Genomic DNA, 16,992 nt, shown 5'->3' with positions numbered 1-16,992 from the left:
TGATCAAAGGCCACGTTGAAGGCGTACCTGCGGGCAGCACCGTGACCCTGGTGGTGACCGATGCCCAAGGCGCAAGCCAGACCGTCACCGCCCAAACCGACGCCAACGGCGACTACCAAGTTGAAGTACCGGGTGCCTTGGCAGACGGCGTGTACACCGTTGACGCGAGCGTGAGCGACGCAGCTGGCAACAGCAGCACCGCCCAAGACAAAGGCGAAATCGACGCGACCGCGCCGGTGATTACCGTAGACGCAGCGGACGGCGTCAGCACAGACAACACTCCGCTGATCAAAGGCCACGTTGAAGGCGTACCTGCGGGCAGCACCGTGACCCTGGTGGTGACCGATGCCCAAGGCGCAAGCCAGACCGTAACTACTCAGACTGATGAGGTGGGTGACTACCAAGTTGATGTGCCGAAAGAGTTGGCAGATGGTAAATATACTGTTGAGGCTTCTGTGCGTGATAAAGTTGGAAATATTAGCCACAGTAGTGACAGTGGAGTAATAGATACAGTTGCCCCTGTAGTTGAATGCAAAACCGAAACGGTTGAAGAGGCATCTTCTGCAACAGTGAATGGGCAGATTAAGGTGACTGAAACTGGTGGACTTAGTTCTATTGAAGTTAATGGACGAGAAGTAATTACAGCAACAGAAACTAACCCTGTTGTAATTACAACCGCAAATGGTACGTTAACAGTAACAGGTTATGATGCAGTTTCCGGTACGATTATGTATCGCTATAACGAAAATGGTCAGGCTAAAGATCATACTGGCAAAGCAGATAATATGATTCGTGATAGCTTTACTGTATCTGTAACTGATTTGGCTGGTCATACTGCTCAGAATCTGTTGACTGTACGTGTTACTGATACAGCGCCAGTGGCGGCTAATGACGCTAATACCATTATGGAAGGTGATGCTTCAGTAACAGGGAATGTATTAACTAACGACACCATAGGTGTAGATGCACCTACTTTAGTTACCCAAACAGTTCAAGATGGCCAATTTGGTCAATTGAAACTGAATGCTGATGGTACCTATACCTATACCTTGGATAATAGTAATCCTGCGGTTAAGGCATTGTCTGAGAATGAAACGGTTCAAGATACCTTTACTTATACAATTACTGACGCTGATGGTGACACTTCTACTGCACAGTTGGCAATTACTGTGGAAGGTGCTCCTCAGAGCCAAATCATTGTAGATGGCAATACTGCAAATGGTAATTTGAATGGTGGTAAATTAGATGATGTACTAGTTGGTGATAAAGGCGGTATTGAAACTATCATTAATTCTGGTGCAGACTATAACGTTGCTATTGTGTTGGATAAATCCAATAGTATGAATACCCTGAAGTCGGGTGATAACCAGAGCTATTTCAATATGGCGAAACATGCTTTGTTGAAACTGGCGCATGACTTGGTTGGGCATGATGGTAAGGTTAATGTTTCATTCTTTACGTTCAATACGTTAGCAACATTAGAAGTTCATATTGCCGATTTGACTGAAGAGAATGTTGATCAACTGGTTCGTAGCATCATGAGCTTTAGAGCCAGCGGTCTGACCAACTATGATGATATCTTCCAAGATGTAACAGCATGGTTTAATTCGGTATCGAATAATGGTTACCAGAATGTGACTTATTTCATTACCGACGGTCAACCTACAGCTTATACTCAACAAGGTATCACTGTTGGTGGTGGTTACGTTAATCAGACAGTCATTGACGCAGCTCAGGCTAGCTTTAAAGACTTGGCTAAAGTTTCTTCGGTTCATGCGATTGGGCTGGCTAGAGGTATCCAGGAAAATGTGTTAAATCACTTTGATAACACAATGGAAAATGGTGGCTCTATTACTGAAGATTCCTACTCATACAATACGTACACAGGTACTGGTTGGAATGACGTTACCTATAGAGGTGCTACCGGTGATGCAGAGGTAGTGAACAATAAGAACGAGTTTGATGTCGCACTGAAATCGGGTACGCTCAAAACAGTAGATGTTGCTGTGTCCGACGACACCATCAATGGTGGTGCCGGTGATGATGTCATTTTCGGCGACAGTATCTACACTGACAACCTGACTTGGGTCAACGGCAATACAGGAGTTGCTTATACTGCAGCCAACCATGAAGGTGAAGGTATGAATGCTCTGAAAGAGTATCTGAAATGGTCTGTCAACGGTGGAAGTGATGTCGGCGATCAACAGATTCTTGATTATGTACAGAGCAATTGGAGCTCGCTCTTGGATGGCCGCTCTACCGGTGGTAACGATACCTTGAATGGAGGAACAGGTAACGACGTATTGTTTGGAGGTGCAGGTAACGACACCTTAACCGGTGGAGAAGGTGATGATAAATTCGTCTTCTTGGCCAACAGCAACAGTGGTAAGGATGTCATTACTGATTTCCAAGCGGGTTCGGATAAGGTTGTCTTTGCAGATGTGGTAAGTGCAGACAAACTCTCCAACGCAGTTTGGGATGATGCTTCTCATACACTGAGCTTCAGCGGTGTAGGTAAAGATGGTCATACTTACAGCAACAGCGTTACATTCAACGGTTTGTCCAGTGGTGAAACATTGGATAGCGTATTGCAAAAACATGTTGAATTCCTCGGTTAATAGCTGAAAGTCAAACCCCTCAATCCTAATCATTGAGGGGTTTTATTTCTTCAGCGGCAGAGGTATGGATTCGGGTACGGCCGTTTATGCAAAAAACCGAAAAACATCTGGCTTGATAGGCCGTCTGAATTTAGTATCGCACCCGTTTCGTATTTTATTGATTGTTCATTTTTGTATGAAAGACTATTCCACGCCATTTTTAACCCGCTTTTTCCGACTGTTTAAAATGCTTCTTTGGCTGTTTTCAACAGTACGGCGGATCAGGCGGTTGGACAAAGCTTCTGTCGAACAACGGAATGCCGAATTTTCGGCTATTTGTGCCGAAGCACTTTCCATATTGAATGTTCGTCTGATTGCAAATAACAGGCCGTCTGAAAGCTTGAAAGGCGTATTGGTGGTGGCCAACCACATATCGTTGCTGGATATTTTTGCAATTACCGCACTCTGCCCGAGCAGTTTTATCGCCATGAAGGAATTGAGTCGTTGGCCGGTAATCGGGCGGGTGGCGCGCAATGCGGATACGGTATTTATCGACCGGAGCAACCGAAAAGACATCAATATCATCAATGAAGCGATTTGCCGTTCGCTGGCAGAGGGAAAGAACGTCTGTTTTTTCCCTGAAGCACGTACTTCCAGCGGTAACGGCATCCTGCCGTTCAAAGCCGCGTTGTTCCAATCCGCAATTGATGCCGGTTCCAAAATCCAGCCTTTGGCCTTGCGATATTTCGACAGCCAAAAACGGCGGACCACGCAGCCTTCATTCAGTGAAGTCAATTTATTCGTTTCATTGTGGCGCATTGTTTCCATGCAAGAAATAGAAGTGCATGTGGACTTTTTGCCGCTTGAAAAACCGCAGGGTGACAGGTATGAGGTAAAGGATAAAATTGAAGCCGCGATTGGCAGGGAAGTCGGTAAAATTCATAAAGTTTTGGCAGAATAAATTATAATAAATAGTATAAAGCAATTAAAAAAATTTGAACAATAAATTATACAAATCGTGCAAGGTGTTTTAGAATGCACCTATTGAAATTCCACGGGTCAGACGCATTTCCCGTATTCCATTTACCCTTGAACCATTTAAGTCAGGAGATTGATATGAGCATCAACATTAAAACTTCAGAACAACTGGTCGGTACCAAAGTACCCTCAGTCGTATTCCACACCCGCCAAGGCGACGCTTGGGTAGACGTTTCTACCGACGACCTGTTTAAAGGCAAAACCGTGGTCGTATTCTCCCTGCCCGGTGCATTTACCCCGACTTGCTCTTCTACCCACCTGCCGCGCTACAACGAATTGGCCAAAGAATTCTTCAAACGCGGCGTGGACAGCATTTTGTGCGTATCCGTAAACGACACTTTTGTGATGAACGCATGGTTGGCCGATCAGGAAGCCGAAAACATCACCGTCGTACCGGACGGCAATGGCGAATTCACATGCGGCATGGGCATGCTGGTTTCTAAAGACCAACTGGGCTTCGGCGACCGCTCTTGGCGTTACTCTATGCTGGTTAAAGACGGCGTGATTGAAAAAGCTTTCGTAGAGCCGGTAAAAGACGGTGATCCGTTTGAAGTATCCGATGCAGACACCATGCTGAAATCCATCGATCCTTCTTGGAAAGAACAGCCTTCGGTTGCCGTATTCACCAAACCGGGCTGCCCGTTCTGCGCTAAAGCCAAAAAAGCCCTGCAAGACAAAGGCTTGGCTTACGAAGAAATCGTTTTGGGCAAAGATGCGACCACTACTGCCGTGCGCGCGATTACAGGCAAGGCGACTGCACCGCAAGTATTCATCGGCGGCCAATACATCGGCGGCAGCGAAGACTTGGAAGCTTACTTGGCTAAAAACTAAGTTTTCCGCTGTAAACGGGCGGTTTAACCACCGCCCGACGGATAACCTAAGGGTTATTCGGGTAACCCGACCCGCCGTGCCGTGTTACCCGAATAACCCTTTTCATTATCATGCCGTCCTCACGGCATCTTTATCGGGCTGCGCAAGACGCAAATACACCACCCAAACACACACATATCACAAAAGGCCGTCTGAAAAAACGTGCGGCCTCGACAATATTGCCAAAACGCAGCCCCAATATCAAGCCGCCATATCGACGGCAACCCCGCTAACCAATATGGAAGGAAATGCAATGAAACAACTGCAAGCAGACGTCGTCGTCATCGGCGGCGGTACAGCCGGCATGGGCGCATTCCGCAATGCCCGCCAATACACCGACAATGTTTACCTAATCGAAAACCATGTTTTCGGCACGACCTGCGCCCGCGTCGGCTGTATGCCGTCCAAGCTGCTGATTGCCGCGGCCGAAGCACGCCATCACGCCCTGCATACCGACCCCTTCGGCATTCATCTGGATAAAGACAGCATCACAGTGAACGGCGAAGAAGTGATGAACCGCGTCAAATCCGAGCGCGACCGCTTCGTCGGGTTTGTGGTGGAAGACGTGGAAGCGTGGCCGTCTGAAAAACGCATCATGGGTTCGGCCAAATTCATCGACGAGCACACCGTACAAATCGACGACCATACCCAAATCCGCGCCGACCGCATCGTCATCGCCACCGGTTCGCGCCCGATTGTTTTGCCGCAATGGCAGGCTTTGGGCGACCGCCTGATTATCAACGACGACGTGTTTTCATGGGATACCCTGCCTGAAAGCGTCGCCGTATTCGGCCCGGGCGTCATCGGTTTGGAACTCGGACAGGCACTTTCCCGATTAGGCGTAAAAGTTGAAATCTTCGGTAAAGGCGGCCTGATTGGCGGCATTACCGACCCCGTGGTGCTGGAAGAAGCCAAAACCGTGTTCGGCGAAGAACTGACCCTGCACCTGGACGCCGACACCGAAGTCGGCCTGAACGGCGAAGGCAATGTGGAAGTCAAATGGCGCGAAGACGGACAAAGCGGCACATTCACCGCGCAATACCTGCTGGCCGCCGTCGGCCGCCGTCCGAATACCGACAACATCGGTTTGGAAAACCTGAATATCGAATTGGACGAACGCGGCGTGCCGAAAGCCCATCCGCTGACCATGCAGACCAGCATCCCGCACATCTTCATCGCCGGCGACGCATCCAACCAACTGCCGTTGCTGCACGAAGCCAGCGACCAAGGCAAAATCGCGGGCGACAATGCCGGACGCTATCCGAATATCGCAAACGGCCTGCGCCGCAGCACGATCGGCGTGGTGTTTACCAATCCGCAGATTGCCAGCGTCGGCTTGCGTTACGCCCAGGTGCGTCAACGTTACAAAAATCCCGAATGCATCGCCATCGGCGAAGTTTCCTTCCGCAATCAGGGGCGCAGCCGCGTGATGCTGGTAAACAAAGGCCATATGCGCGTGTATGCCGAACAGGGCAGCGGCCGCTTCATCGGCGCGGAAATCTTCGGCCCTGCCGCCGAACATTTGGCGCACCTGCTGGCCTGGGCGCATCAGGCGGGTATGACCATTCCGCAGATGTTGGATATGCCGTTCTATCATCCCGTTATCGAAGAAGGCCTGAGAACCGCCCTGCGCGACGTGATGGCCAAGCTGAAAATCGGCGGCGAAATGCATAGCGAATGCAAGGAATGTGTTGGCGACTAAGTCGTGTTTTGATACATTGAGGCCGTCTGAAAGCCGGAAAACCGGTTTTCAGACGGCCTTTGTTTGTGTATTTGCCGCAATCGCTGATGGATTGGCTTAAACAGCCGAAGATTGTAAATCGGAAGCGGGCAGCATGCTAAGCGGTACGGCGTCGGTTTGTTGCCTGCCGTAACAAATACAATGTGTTTCAGACGGCCTGATGATGTTTTTGAACGGAAGGGCTGTTGATGAATAACAGACACATGATTGCTGCCGGTTCATCTATCATGCAGCGGGCAAAAATCCCGCCATACCGCATTACGGGTTTTCAGACGGCTTGATGGTTTCCGTCGGTGCTTAGAAGGTTTAGCGTTGCAGCAGTTCGTCGGTAGCGGCTTGGGCGCGGTCGAGGATGTCTGCGGTGAGGTAGGCTTTGATTTGGGCGTAGGCCAAAGCCAGTACGGCGATGTCGTCGGTAAAGCCCAAGGGGACCAGAATATCGGGAATGCTGTCTATCGGGCTGAGGAAGTAAATCAGCGCGCCGGCAATAATCCATTTCGCCTTGGTCGGCGTGGCGGGGGAGCGGTAGAGGTAGTAGAGCGCGTATAGCTGCTTGACCACCGGCGCGCCGAGGCGGGCGGCGTAGCGGGCGATTTTGCGCAGCAGGCCGGGTTCGTCCAGTTTGCGGCGGCGGAAGGAGGGGATGTAGTCTTCTGGTGCGGATTGGTTCATTTCAGACGGCCTTTCTTCTTAAAAAACAAACGGGCGTTTCCGTGGTGTCGAAGTACCGGAAAACACCCGCTATATGGTTTTCAGACGGCCTTATCTCAATACCCCTTTATGCAAAATCAGGTTAGGGCGCGCGGCGGATGAAGCGTTTGTCGAGCCTGATCAAATAAGCCAGCAGGAGTGGGTTGCCGACGGCAACGGCCAGGTAGAGCAGGGTGATGCTGTCTGACAGGAACAGCAAAACCGCGCTGATGATGGCGGCGGCCACCATAAACAGGCCGTTGATGATGTTATTGGCGGCGATGGCGTTGGCGCGGAATTCGTCGCTGCTGGCGGTTTGCAGCCAAGTGTAGAGCGGTACGGAGAAAAAGCCGCCGAAGAAGCCGATGGCAATCATGCAGGCCATAACGGGATAGGCATAACCGTTGGACAGAAAGCCGAATATGTCTTGGAATTGTCCGGCTTGGTAGTGGTTGCCGTGGGTGAGCCATACCAGCAGGATGCCGGAGGCGGTCAGGCCGAGGGTGCCGACGCTGACCAGCCTGAGGTGCAGGCGGTGGCGGCTGAGTTTGCTGCACAATATCGAGCCTACGGCAATGCCGATGGAAAACAGGGCAAGCATCAGGTTGTAGACATTGTCGTTGCCGCCGAGGTGTTTTTGCGTAAAGGTGGGCAGTTGGGTGGTATAAACCGCGCCAATCAGCCAAAACCATGAAATGCCGATGATGGCGGTGTAGAGTTCGCGTTGGGCGAAAGTGTCTTTCAAAAGCTGCTTGGTGCTGCGGAAGATGTTGAGGTCTATCGGCTGGTGCGGGTTTTTCGCGCCGACATAGGGCATGAAGAAGGAAGTCAGCGTGCCGCCGACGGCGATCAGGATGACGAGGGTCATGACAACCCAATGCGGCGCGCCGGCAACGACGGTGCCGATGATTTGGCCGAACAGGATGGCGATGAAGGTGCCCGACTCGATCAGGCTGTTGCCCATCATCAGTTCGCCTTCTTCGAGGTAGTCGGGCAGGATGGCGTATTTCAGCGGGCCGAACAGCGTGGACTGCGCGCCCATGCAGAACAGCATGGCCAAAAGCAATACGGACGACTGGATATAAAAACCGTAGGCCGCCACGCCCATGATGACGATTTCCAATATTTTGATGATGCGGGCGAAACGTGCTTTGTCGTAACGGGTGCTGAGTTGGCCGGAGATGGAGGAAAAGAGGAAATAGGGCAGGATGAACAGCAGTGCGCCGAGATTCAGCATTTGCGCGGGCGGCAGGATGCTGTTTTTCCCCAGGCCGTGATAGCTGATCATGACGAACAGGGCGGTTTTGAACAGGTTGTCGTTCAGCGCGCCTTGGAACTGTGTGCCGAACAGCGGGGCGAAGCGGCGGCTTTTGGCAAAGGAAAAATCGTTTGGTTTCATGGCTGTTCCTTGGTTTTAGTCGTCTGATTCGGCCGTATCCGCCTGTGTTTGTCCTGCCGGTTCGTGGTAGTTGTCGTCGTCCATCAGGATACGGTGGGCGGGGCCTTCGAGGTCGTCGAACTGGCCGGTTTTGCCCGACCACCAGAAGAAGTAGATGATGACGGCGCCGAGAATCAGGCTGATGGGCACCAGGATGTACATGCTTTCCATAATCAAATCAATCCGGTCAGGTCGTTAAGCAGGAAGGTTTTTCCGGACAGGGTAAGGTATTCGTTGCGGATTCTGCCTTCGATGCCGCCATCGCCGCCATAAAGTACGACATGGTCTTTTTCCGTTTGCCAGCGGCAGGCCGACCCGCTGTCGGTAAACGGTTCGAGCAGGAGGGCGATGTCGGCGGGCGGCGGTGTTTCGCTTTGCAGTTTGATGAGGAACTGCCCCGATTGCGGCGGCTGTTCGCTTTCGTCGTCGGCGGTCATAATCAGGAAGCCGATGTGGCTGCCGTTGTCGGTGTGGAGGCTGAAATAATGCATGGCGGATAAACGTGGTGAGAAAGGAAGAGGCCGTCTGAAAAAGTAGAAATGTGTTTTCAGACGGCCTCAATCGCGGGTTACAGCAGTTCGAAGTCGATGCCGGCATTTTGTCCGCGCCGGCTCTTCAGTTGGATGGCCAAACGCAAATCGTTGGCGGAATCGGCATTTTTAATCGCTTCGGCGTAGGAAATTTGGCCGCTTTCGAACAGTTCGTATAAGGCCTGGTCGAAGGTCTGCATACCGATGTCGGTGGATTTTTTCATGATGTCTTTGATGCCGTGCACCTCGCCGCGCAGGATGAGGTCGGAAATCAGCGGCGACTGTAACAGCACTTCCACTGCGGCCACGCGGCCTTTGCCGTTTTCTTTCGGAACCAGCCGTTGCGAAACAAAGGCTTGCAGGTTGAGCGAGAGGTCGGTCAGAAGCTGGGTACGGCGTTCTTCGGGGAAGAAGTTGATGATGCGGTCGAGTGCCTGGTTGGAACTGTTGGCGTGCAGCGTGGCCATGCAGAGGTGGCCGGTCTCGGCGAAGGCCAGGGCGTATTCCATGGTTTCCTGATCGCGAATCTCGCCGATGAGGATGACGTCGGGCGCTTGGCGCAGGGTGTTTTTCAGGGCGGCGAACCAGTTGTCGGTGTCCACGCCGACTTCGCGTTGGGTAACGATGCAGTTTTTGTGCGGATGGACGAATTCGATCGGGTCTTCAATGGTGATAATGTGGCCGTAGCTGTTTTCGTTGCGGTAGTCGATCATGGCGGCCAGCGAAGTGGATTTGCCCGAGCCTGTGCCGCCGACGAAAATCACCAGCCCGCGTTTTTGCATGGAGACTTTTTTCAGCACTTCGGGCAGTTTCAGGTCGTCCATTTTCGGAATCACGCTGTTGATGATGCGGATGACGAGGGCCACCGCGCCGCGCTGAATCATGGCGTTGACACGGAAACGCGCCACGCCGTCGAGGCTGATGGCAAAGTTGCATTCTTTGGTGTTTTCAAATTCTTCACGCTGTTTTTCGGTCATGATGGCCTGGGCGATTGCGCCGCAGGTACCTGCCGTCAGCGGGCGGTCGCTGATGGGGGTCAGCTTGCCGTCGAGTTTGATGGCAGGCGGAAATTCGGCCGTGATGAAGAGGTCTGACGCTTTTTGTTCGTACATATAGCGCAGCCAGTTGAAGATGGTTTCTTTGATGCTCAGCGGCTCGGTTGGTTTTTGAGTTTGCATGATGTATTCCCTGTAATAATTGGTTTTCCGTCCGATAATCCGCCTGTTTTTCAGACGGCCTGAAAGATGGCGATTATACTGTGATTTGTGCGGTCGGTAGGCGGTTTTTACCGTGTTCGATACGGTAGGCCGTCTGAAAAAGCAGCCTGCACATTCAATCAGTGCACGGTAAATCCGAATATTCGACTGCGCCGCCCGTTCGGTATAATCCGTGCAGGCTGCCATCAAAACGCAGTTTCAACGCAGCAAAACCACCAAGCCACAAGGAAACATCTATGAGCAAACAACACATCTACCGTGCCACCGTCGAATGGACGGGCAATTTGGGCAGCGGCACATCGTCCTACACCGCCTATTCGCGCGATTACACCGTCCAAATCACTGGCAAACCCGACCTGCTTGGCTCGTCCGACCCTGCCTTTCGCGGCGACGAACACCGCCACAACCCCGAAGACATGCTGCTGGCCGCCGTTTCCGCCTGCCACAAGCTCTGGTATCTGCACCTGTGCAGTGCCGCCGGCATCACCGTAACCGCCTACACCGACCACGCCGAAGCCGTGATGGACGAAGGCAGCCGCACGCAGCCCGGCAGGTTCGTCAAAGCCACGCTGCGCCCGCAGGTTACCATCACTCAAGCGCAGCACATCGAACAAGCCAAAGCCCTGCACCACGAAGCGCATCGTTTGTGTTTTATCGCCAATTCGTTGAATTTTGAGGTGGAATGTGAGTGTGAGATTGTGGTGGAGTGAGGGCTGATAAAACGCAGCTTATATCTGAATATTTAGGCTACCTGAAAGTTTCAGGTAGCCTTTATAGTAGTGTTGCCCCAAGTAAGTACAAACAAACGAAAGGCTACCTGAAAATATTTCAAACTGTTTTCAGGTAGCCTCTTAGTTGCAAACGAGCCTTACCAACGCTTGAATATCAGCGAGGTATTCACGCCGCCGAAGGCGAAGTTGTTGTTCATCACGTATTCGGTGTCGATGTGTCGGCCGGAGCCGGTGAGGTAGTCGGTTCCGCCGCAGCGGGGGTCGATGTCGTTCAGGTTCAGCGTGGGGGCGAACCAGCCGCTGCGCATCATTTCGATGGCAAACCAGGATTCGAGCGCGCCGCAAGCGCCGAGGGTGTGGCCGAGGTAGCTTTTTTGCGAGCTGATCGGGATGTGGCCGAACACGGCGGCGGTGGCTTGAGTTTCGGCGATGTCGCCTTGTTCGGTGGCGGTGCCGTGGCCGCTGACGTAGCCGACGGCGGAGGGCGGCAGGGCGGCATCTTCGAGGGCGAGTTCGATGCAGCGTTGCATGGTGCGCATTTCGGGGCGGGTGATGTGGCTGCCGTCGCAGTTGGCACCGTAGCCGACAATCTCGGCGATAATGTGCGCGCCGCGTGCTTGGGCGTGTTCCAACTCTTCCAGTACCATCATGCAGCCGCCTTCGCCGAGCACGAGGCCGTCGCGTGCGGCATCGTAGGGCCGGGGGGTGAGTTCGGGTTCGCCGTTGCGTCGGCTGGCGGCGTAGAGGCTGTCGAACACGTATGCTTCGGATGGGCAGAGCTGGTCGGCACCGCCGGCCAGCATCATAGGGATTTTGCCGTATTTGATGGCTTCGTAGGCGTAGCCTATGCCTTGGCTGCCGGAGGTGCAGGCGCTGGAGGTGGGAATCAGGCGGCCGGTGAGGCCGAAGAAGATGGCCACATTGGCGGCGGTGGTGTGCGGCATCATGCGCACATAGGTGTTGGCGTTGAAATTGTTGGGCTGGCGGGCGAGCAGCAGGCCGATGTCGAGCACGTCGGCAGTGCTGCCGCTGGAAGAGCCGGCGGCCACACCCATGCTGCCGTTGCGAATAACGGGATCGCCGAGCAAGCCTGCCTGTTTCAGCGCTTGTTCGGCGGCATCGGTGCAGTATTGCGCCAACGGGCCCATGCTGCGCAGCTGTTTGCGCGTCCAATGTGCGGGCGGTGCGTAGGCGGGCAGCGGCGCGCCGAGGAGGGTTTCCATTTCGGGGAAGGCATCCCACGCCTCCATGCGGCGCACGGCGTTTTTGCCTGCGCGGAAAGCGGCTTCGATTTCGTGCCACTCGCGGCCGAAGGCGCACACCGCGCCCACGCCGGTAATCACCACCCGTTTGGTTTTCATCAACACAATCCTCCGTTTACCGCAATCACCTGCCGCGTGATGTAGGCGGCGTGTTCGCTCATTAAGAAGCGCACGGCATGCGCCACTTCCTCAGGCAGCCCCATGCGCTGCGCCGGAATGGCTTTCAAAATTTCCTCCACCGGCACGTTTTCGTCCAAAATTTCCGTATCGATCAGGCCGGGGGCAACGCAGTTGACCGTAATCTTGCGTTTGGCCAGCTCCACCGCCAAAGCCTTGGCCGCGCCAATCAGCCCCGCCTTCGACGCGCTGTAGTTCACCTGCCCGCGGTTGCCGATCAGGCCGGACACGGAGGCCATGCACACAATCCGCCCCGGCGCGCGGCGGCGGATCATCGGCATGATGAGCGGGTGCAGCACGTTGTAGAAGCCGTCCAGATTGGTGCGCAATACGCGATCCCAATCCTCGTCTTCCAGCGCGGGGAAGGCATTGTCGCGCGTCAGCCCCGCATTCAGCACCACGCCGTAATACGCGCCATGCGCTTCGATATCCGCTTCCAGTACGCGTCGGCATTCGGCGCGGTCGGCCACGTCAAACTGCAATACCTGTGCCTGCCGCCCTAACGAACGGATTTGTTCCGCCACCGCCTCGGCATCCGCCATGCGGCTGCGGCCGTGTACCACAATGTCGAAGCCGTCTTGTGCCAAGGCCAAAGCGGCCGCACGGCCGATGCCGCGGGTGGAGCCGGTGATGAGGATGGTTTGGGTCATGATGTGTTCCTTTGATATGGGTTGGCGGCGGCCTATGTCGAGTGGAGGCTACCTGAAAACAAAGCGCGGCAAGTTTCCACCAAGCTGAAGTTTGGGCTGTATTTGGATTGGATGCGCAGCACGCGGATTGTACCTGCGAACCGGATTTGTCGGAATGGCTAGGCGGCTGTTTTGGCATTTCGTTGCCGTTTCATATTTGGATGGCATTGAAATTCTGTTTTCAGGTAGCCTGTGGCGGCTTGAAGCCGTCTGAAAGCCGATTATCCGTATCACCATGCCGCCGTTTTTTACTTTCTATTTCTGCCCAAACCCCTCGTCATGAAACTTTTCCGGCAGCCCAATATTTTTGACTTGGTGTATTGATTGCAGCCGGCGCAGGGCGAATACGTCGTTCAGGCTGTGGGCATAGCTAATGTCGATTGTTTCTAAGGCGGTGAGGTTTTCGATGCCGTTTAATGTGCACACGGAGGGGCGCACCAGCAATAAATCTTTCAGCCGCACCAGGTTTTGGAATTCAGTTAAGTCTTGGCCTTTGTAAGACCATAGGTATAAACGCTCTAAGCGGGTACATTGCCCGATATTTCGGATTTTTTTGTTGTAGTCCATCCTTAAATCTTTGAGCGCGGGCAATTGGGAGAGGTCGATGTCGATTGGCTGTTCGATGACCAGGGTTTCCAATTGCTCGAAGCGGTATAGGGCATCCGTATTGATGAATTCGGGCGACTCAAGATCGTGTTCGATTTGGAGGTGCGGCAGTTCGGGATAAGCGGCCAAATCGGCAAAATCCACCACGGCGTGTTTCGGCGCGGGTGTCGGGTTGATGACAACCGTCGGCCGGCTCAAAATCCGAATGCCGCAACGGTAACGCTTGGCCTGCCGCATGGCGGTACGGATAAATGCGGGCTGAACTTCGATGCAGTTGATGTTTTTATTGTAGAAATACGTTTCCATGGGTGTGCTCCGATGCGGGGTGGAGTAGGCGTGTTGGCAAATGTGGGTTTCAGGTAGCCTGGGAGAGGTTTGAGGCCGTCTGAAAACGGGATGCGGCAGTGCAAACGGCAGGCTTCAAGCCCGCCTTGCTTCATTCATTGTTTAGTTTCGTAGCAAACCATGTTTTCAGGTAGCCTTTCAGACGGCCTCAAGGCTACCTGGAACTTATCTGCCCAAAATCACATCCAAAGCCTCGCGGCTGGTGGGGCTGAATACATTGAGTGCGCCGGAGAGGAGCAGGGTACCGGGGGTGAGGTCGTCGCTGCCGGGGGGCGGGGTGCGGCAGGCGAGGGTGCAGTCGAACACACCCATGTTGGTGGCGTTGTCTTGCCAGGACAGGGTGATTTGCACGTCGAGCACGGTGCCGACGGGGATTTCGGGGCGGGCGAAGTGGAGTTTGCGGGTACTGAGCAGGAAGCCGAGCTGCACGGGGCGGCCGGCGTCCAGCGCATGCGCGCCCGCCCATGCGCCCACGCCTTGCGCCATGATTTCCATGCCGAGCCAGCCGGGCAGGGCATTTGCGCCGTCGGGGAGCAGGATGCAGTCGGGCCAGATGGTGCAGACGGCGTGCAGGCTGTTGTTGTCATAGGATAAAACTTCGTCCAGCAGCACCATGCGGCCGCTGTGCGGCAGGAGGGCGGCGGGTTGTTTAATCGGACATTGGGGCATGTTCTTCTCCGATGATGAGGACGCTGTTGTTGCCGCCGAAGGCAAACGACGAACTTGCGCCGATGCGCCGCCCCTGTGGCCACTGGCTGCCTGAAACGGTGAGCGCGATTGAGGGCAGTTCGGGGTCGGTTTGGCCGTCCCACAGTTGGGGCGGCAGGTTGCCTTCCGGGTTGTCGCGGCGGCTTGCGATGCCCCATACGAAGGCGGCTTCGAGCGCGCCGGCCGCGCCGAGGGTGTGGCCGGTGAGCGGTTTGGTGGAAGTGGCGGCGGTTTGGCTGCCGAATACTTCGGCCACGGCACGGCTTTCCATGCCGTCGTTGAGCAGCGTGCCGGTGCCGTGCAGATTAATCCAACCGATGCTTTCGGGCGGCAATTCGGCGTGGTTTAAGGCTACCTGAAAAGCCTGTGCCGCACCGAGGCCGTCGGGGCGGGGGGAAGACATATGGTGCGCGTCGCTGCTGGCGCCGTAGCCCAAGAGCGGCAGGGCGTCGCCGTTATCTTCGCGGGTCATCACGAACACGGCGGCGGCTTCGCCGATGTTGATGCCGTTGCGGTTGCGCGAAAACGGGTTGGCAATGCCGTCGGACAGCACTTCGAGCGAGGCGAAACCGTTGATGGTGAGCGGCGAGAGCGTGTCCACACCGCCGCACAACACCGCGTCGCACACACCCAGCCGCAGCAGCCGCGCCGCGCTGATGAGCGCCCGCGCGCCGGAGGTGCAGGCGGTGGACACGCCGTAGCACGCGCCCCGCAAGCCGTACGCTGCCGCGGCAAAATCGGCGGGCGAGGAAAGCAGTTGCGCCTGCTGTTTGAACGGAATGTCCGCCCAGCCGCCGCCGTTTGCAACGTGTTGGAACAGCGGGATATTTTCATCCGCACCGCCCACCGACGTGCCGATGACCACGCCGATTCTGTCCGCGCCGTAGCGGCTGAGGGCTGCCTGAATCTGCGGCTCGATTTGCGCCAAAGCGTCCCACAGCAATTGATTGTTGCGGCTGCGGTGTTCGGCGGGCAGATTGTCGGGAAACGGACGCAACGGCCGGTTTACCGCGCCGAAAGCACGGTTTTTGCCCTTCACCCATTCGGTGGAAAACGTGAGCGGGCTGTTTTCAGACGGCCTCAACAGGCCATTCAAATGCTCCGCCAAACCGCTGCCCAAAGCCGACACCAAACCCGGCCGGCCGAGGTATGCCCGCGCCTTATTCATCATTCTCTCCCAAAGGTGTCAGCCGCCATTTCGCCCCGCCGCCCTCCAACTCGCGCGGCCGGCCGTCTGAAAAACCGTTTTCCAACAGCGGGAACATCGCCGTGAACACCGCCTGCGCGGCATGGTTCGGCGGCACAAAACCGTCGCGCCGCCAGCCGCTCGGCGTGGCCAGCAAACGCGCCAGCGGCGCACCGAACGCATCGGTTTGAATCCAGCGCGACTGCCCGCCCGCCTCGCCCTGCACCACCAGCAGCGACACCTGATCCGCCGCACCGGTTTCATCCAGCCGCTCCAGCTTGAAACGGCGGCTCTCGCCCGCCGCCAAATGCGGCAAATCCTGCGGCGCGAAAGTGGCACCGCAGGCGGCAAGCAGCAGCGCGGCAACGATGGGGACGAGGAGCTTGGGGAAGGTCATTTCAGGCAGCCTTTGCGGAATGGGGATGGGGTGGGATTATAGACGAAGCGCAGCGGGAGTGGATTGTCGGGGATGAGCGTCTTGATGGTGGGCTTTCAGATGGCCTTTTTGTAGAAGGCCGTCTGAAAACGGCCGATGATTACTTGTCCAGCCGCTTCAATTGCTTGGCGGCATATTTGTTGCCTGCCTCGGCGGCACGGCAGTAGTACCGGACGGCTTTTTTCAGACGGCCTGCGTCTTCATAGAGATCGCCGAGGTTGGATAATGCACGGATGCTGCCCGCGCGGGCGGCGAGTTTGTACCATTTTTTCGCTAGGCTTTTGCTGCGGCGCACGCCTTTGCCGTTGTAGTAGAGGAAGCCCATGTTGTTGCAGGCGGTGGCATCTGCCTGCAGGGCGGCGCGGGCGTACCATTTGCGGGCGCGGCGGTAGTCGGGCTTTTCGGCAAATTCGTATAGGCAGCCTAGGGCTTCCTGTGCTTCGGCGTGGCCGAGTTTGGCGGCATGGCGGTAATATTTTTCGGCTTTTTCGGGGTTCGGCTTGACGCCGTAGCCGTATTGGCGGGCTCGGCCGAGGCCGAACCAGCCGTCGGGACAGCCTTTTCTGGCGAGTTGGCGGTAGCTGCGGTAAGCGGCGCTGGCTTCGGCCGGGTCGGCGGCAAAGGAGGCGCAATAGAGGTATTCGAGCAGGGCGGCGCGGTAGAGGGATTTGGGTTTCATGGTTGTTGCCTTTCTGGGGTTTTCAGACGGCCTCTGAGGCCGCCTGAAAGAC

17 protein-coding genes are annotated in these 16,992 nt (G+C 55.2%); 5 read left to right on the top strand and 12 right to left on the bottom strand.

Features of this window, described 5'->3' with window-relative positions; genetic code table 11:
* From BM261_RS09740 to BM261_RS09725, 4 genes are all read left to right on the top strand, one after another.
* The coding region (locus tag BM261_RS09740; RefSeq protein WP_143095772.1) for an Ig-like domain-containing protein at positions 1–2,618 on the top strand (2,618 nt) is incomplete at its 5' end.
* Between the two features lie 64 nt (positions 2,619–2,682).
* The gene (locus BM261_RS09735; RefSeq protein ID WP_369668770.1) at positions 2,683–3,558 is read left to right on the top strand and encodes a 1-acylglycerol-3-phosphate O-acyltransferase; all 876 of its coding nucleotides are present in this window, start codon (positions 2,683–2,685) and stop codon (positions 3,556–3,558) included.
* Positions 3,559–3,713: 155 nt separating this feature from the next.
* Positions 3,714–4,466, top strand: a complete 753-nt coding sequence (locus BM261_RS09730) for a glutathione peroxidase (RefSeq protein WP_074897794.1) — start codon at positions 3,714–3,716, stop codon at positions 4,464–4,466.
* 292 nt (positions 4,467–4,758) lie between these two features.
* A complete protein-coding gene (locus BM261_RS09725) occupies positions 4,759–6,207 on the top strand; it encodes a dihydrolipoyl dehydrogenase (RefSeq protein ID WP_074897792.1) in 1,449 nt (482 codons plus the stop codon).
* Between the two features lie 345 nt (positions 6,208–6,552).
* Here BM261_RS09725 and BM261_RS09720 read toward each other — a convergent pair whose 3' ends face one another.
* The 5 genes from BM261_RS09720 to BM261_RS09700 all read right to left on the bottom strand — a co-directional run bounded on the left by BM261_RS09720 (position 6,553) and on the right by BM261_RS09700 (position 10,082).
* Positions 6,553–6,918, bottom strand: a complete 366-nt coding sequence (locus tag BM261_RS09720) for a YkvA family protein (RefSeq protein ID WP_070452924.1) — start codon at positions 6,916–6,918, stop codon at positions 6,553–6,555.
* A 121-nt stretch (positions 6,919–7,039) separates the two neighbouring features.
* Entirely contained in the window at positions 7,040–8,335 is a 1,296-nt protein-coding gene (locus tag BM261_RS09715; RefSeq protein ID WP_074897790.1) for an MFS transporter, read from the bottom strand.
* Between the two features lie 15 nt (positions 8,336–8,350).
* On the bottom strand, positions 8,351–8,545 hold the full coding sequence (ccoS, locus tag BM261_RS09710; RefSeq protein WP_003773124.1) for a cbb3-type cytochrome oxidase assembly protein CcoS: 195 nt from the start codon (positions 8,543–8,545) through the stop codon (positions 8,351–8,353).
* Positions 8,546–8,547: 2 nt separating this feature from the next.
* On the bottom strand, positions 8,548–8,865 hold the full coding sequence (locus BM261_RS09705) for an HLGFF motif protein (protein WP_074897787.1): 318 nt from the start codon (positions 8,863–8,865) through the stop codon (positions 8,548–8,550).
* Positions 8,866–8,942: 77 nt separating this feature from the next.
* Positions 8,943–10,082 (bottom strand): PilT/PilU family type 4a pilus ATPase, encoded by a 1,140-nt coding sequence (locus BM261_RS09700; protein ID WP_003773128.1) that lies wholly within the window; start codon positions 10,080–10,082, stop codon positions 8,943–8,945.
* Positions 10,083–10,357: 275 nt separating this feature from the next.
* Here BM261_RS09700 and BM261_RS09695 point away from each other — a divergent pair, with 275 nt between their 5' ends.
* Positions 10,358–10,831 carry an OsmC family protein gene (locus BM261_RS09695; protein WP_074897785.1) on the top strand — a complete coding sequence of 158 codons (474 nt, stop codon included), beginning with the start codon at positions 10,358–10,360 and terminating at the stop codon, positions 10,829–10,831.
* 158 nt (positions 10,832–10,989) lie between these two features.
* Here the strand turns inward: BM261_RS09695 and BM261_RS09690 are convergent, their stop codons facing one another.
* From BM261_RS09690 to BM261_RS09660, 7 genes are all read right to left on the bottom strand, one after another.
* Positions 10,990–12,213 (bottom strand): beta-ketoacyl-ACP synthase, encoded by a 1,224-nt coding sequence (locus BM261_RS09690; RefSeq protein ID WP_074897783.1) that lies wholly within the window; start codon positions 12,211–12,213, stop codon positions 10,990–10,992.
* Positions 12,213–12,941 carry a 3-oxoacyl-ACP reductase FabG gene (fabG, locus tag BM261_RS09685; protein WP_074897780.1) on the bottom strand — a complete coding sequence of 243 codons (729 nt, stop codon included), beginning with the start codon at positions 12,939–12,941 and terminating at the stop codon, positions 12,213–12,215. Before fabG ends, BM261_RS09690 begins: the two co-directional genes overlap by 1 nt.
* 294 nt (positions 12,942–13,235) lie before the next feature.
* On the bottom strand, positions 13,236–13,892 hold the full coding sequence (locus tag BM261_RS09680; protein WP_074897778.1) for a leucine-rich repeat domain-containing protein: 657 nt from the start codon (positions 13,890–13,892) through the stop codon (positions 13,236–13,238).
* A gap of 204 nt (positions 13,893–14,096) precedes the next feature.
* Positions 14,097–14,600, bottom strand: coding sequence for an ApeP family dehydratase (locus BM261_RS09675; RefSeq protein ID WP_074897776.1), 504 nt, complete (start codon positions 14,598–14,600; stop codon positions 14,097–14,099).
* Positions 14,581–15,807, bottom strand: a complete 1,227-nt coding sequence (locus tag BM261_RS09670) for a beta-ketoacyl-ACP synthase (protein WP_074897798.1) — start codon at positions 15,805–15,807, stop codon at positions 14,581–14,583. Before BM261_RS09670 ends, BM261_RS09675 begins: the two co-directional genes overlap by 20 nt.
* Positions 15,800–16,222: a hypothetical protein gene (locus BM261_RS09665; protein ID WP_074897773.1), complete on the bottom strand. Its 423-nt coding sequence runs from the start codon at positions 16,220–16,222 to the stop codon at positions 15,800–15,802. Before BM261_RS09665 ends, BM261_RS09670 begins: the two co-directional genes overlap by 8 nt.
* Before the next feature lie 139 nt (positions 16,223–16,361).
* Positions 16,362–16,940: a tetratricopeptide repeat protein gene (locus BM261_RS09660; protein WP_074897771.1), complete on the bottom strand. Its 579-nt coding sequence runs from the start codon at positions 16,938–16,940 to the stop codon at positions 16,362–16,364.
* Between the last annotated feature and the right edge of the window lie 52 nt (positions 16,941–16,992).

It is taken from the genome of Neisseria elongata subsp. elongata, assembly GCF_900113545.1.
Classification (GTDB): domain Bacteria; phylum Pseudomonadota; class Gammaproteobacteria; order Burkholderiales; family Neisseriaceae; genus Neisseria; species Neisseria elongata.
This window is presented reverse-complemented; position numbering and strand designations above follow the sequence as displayed.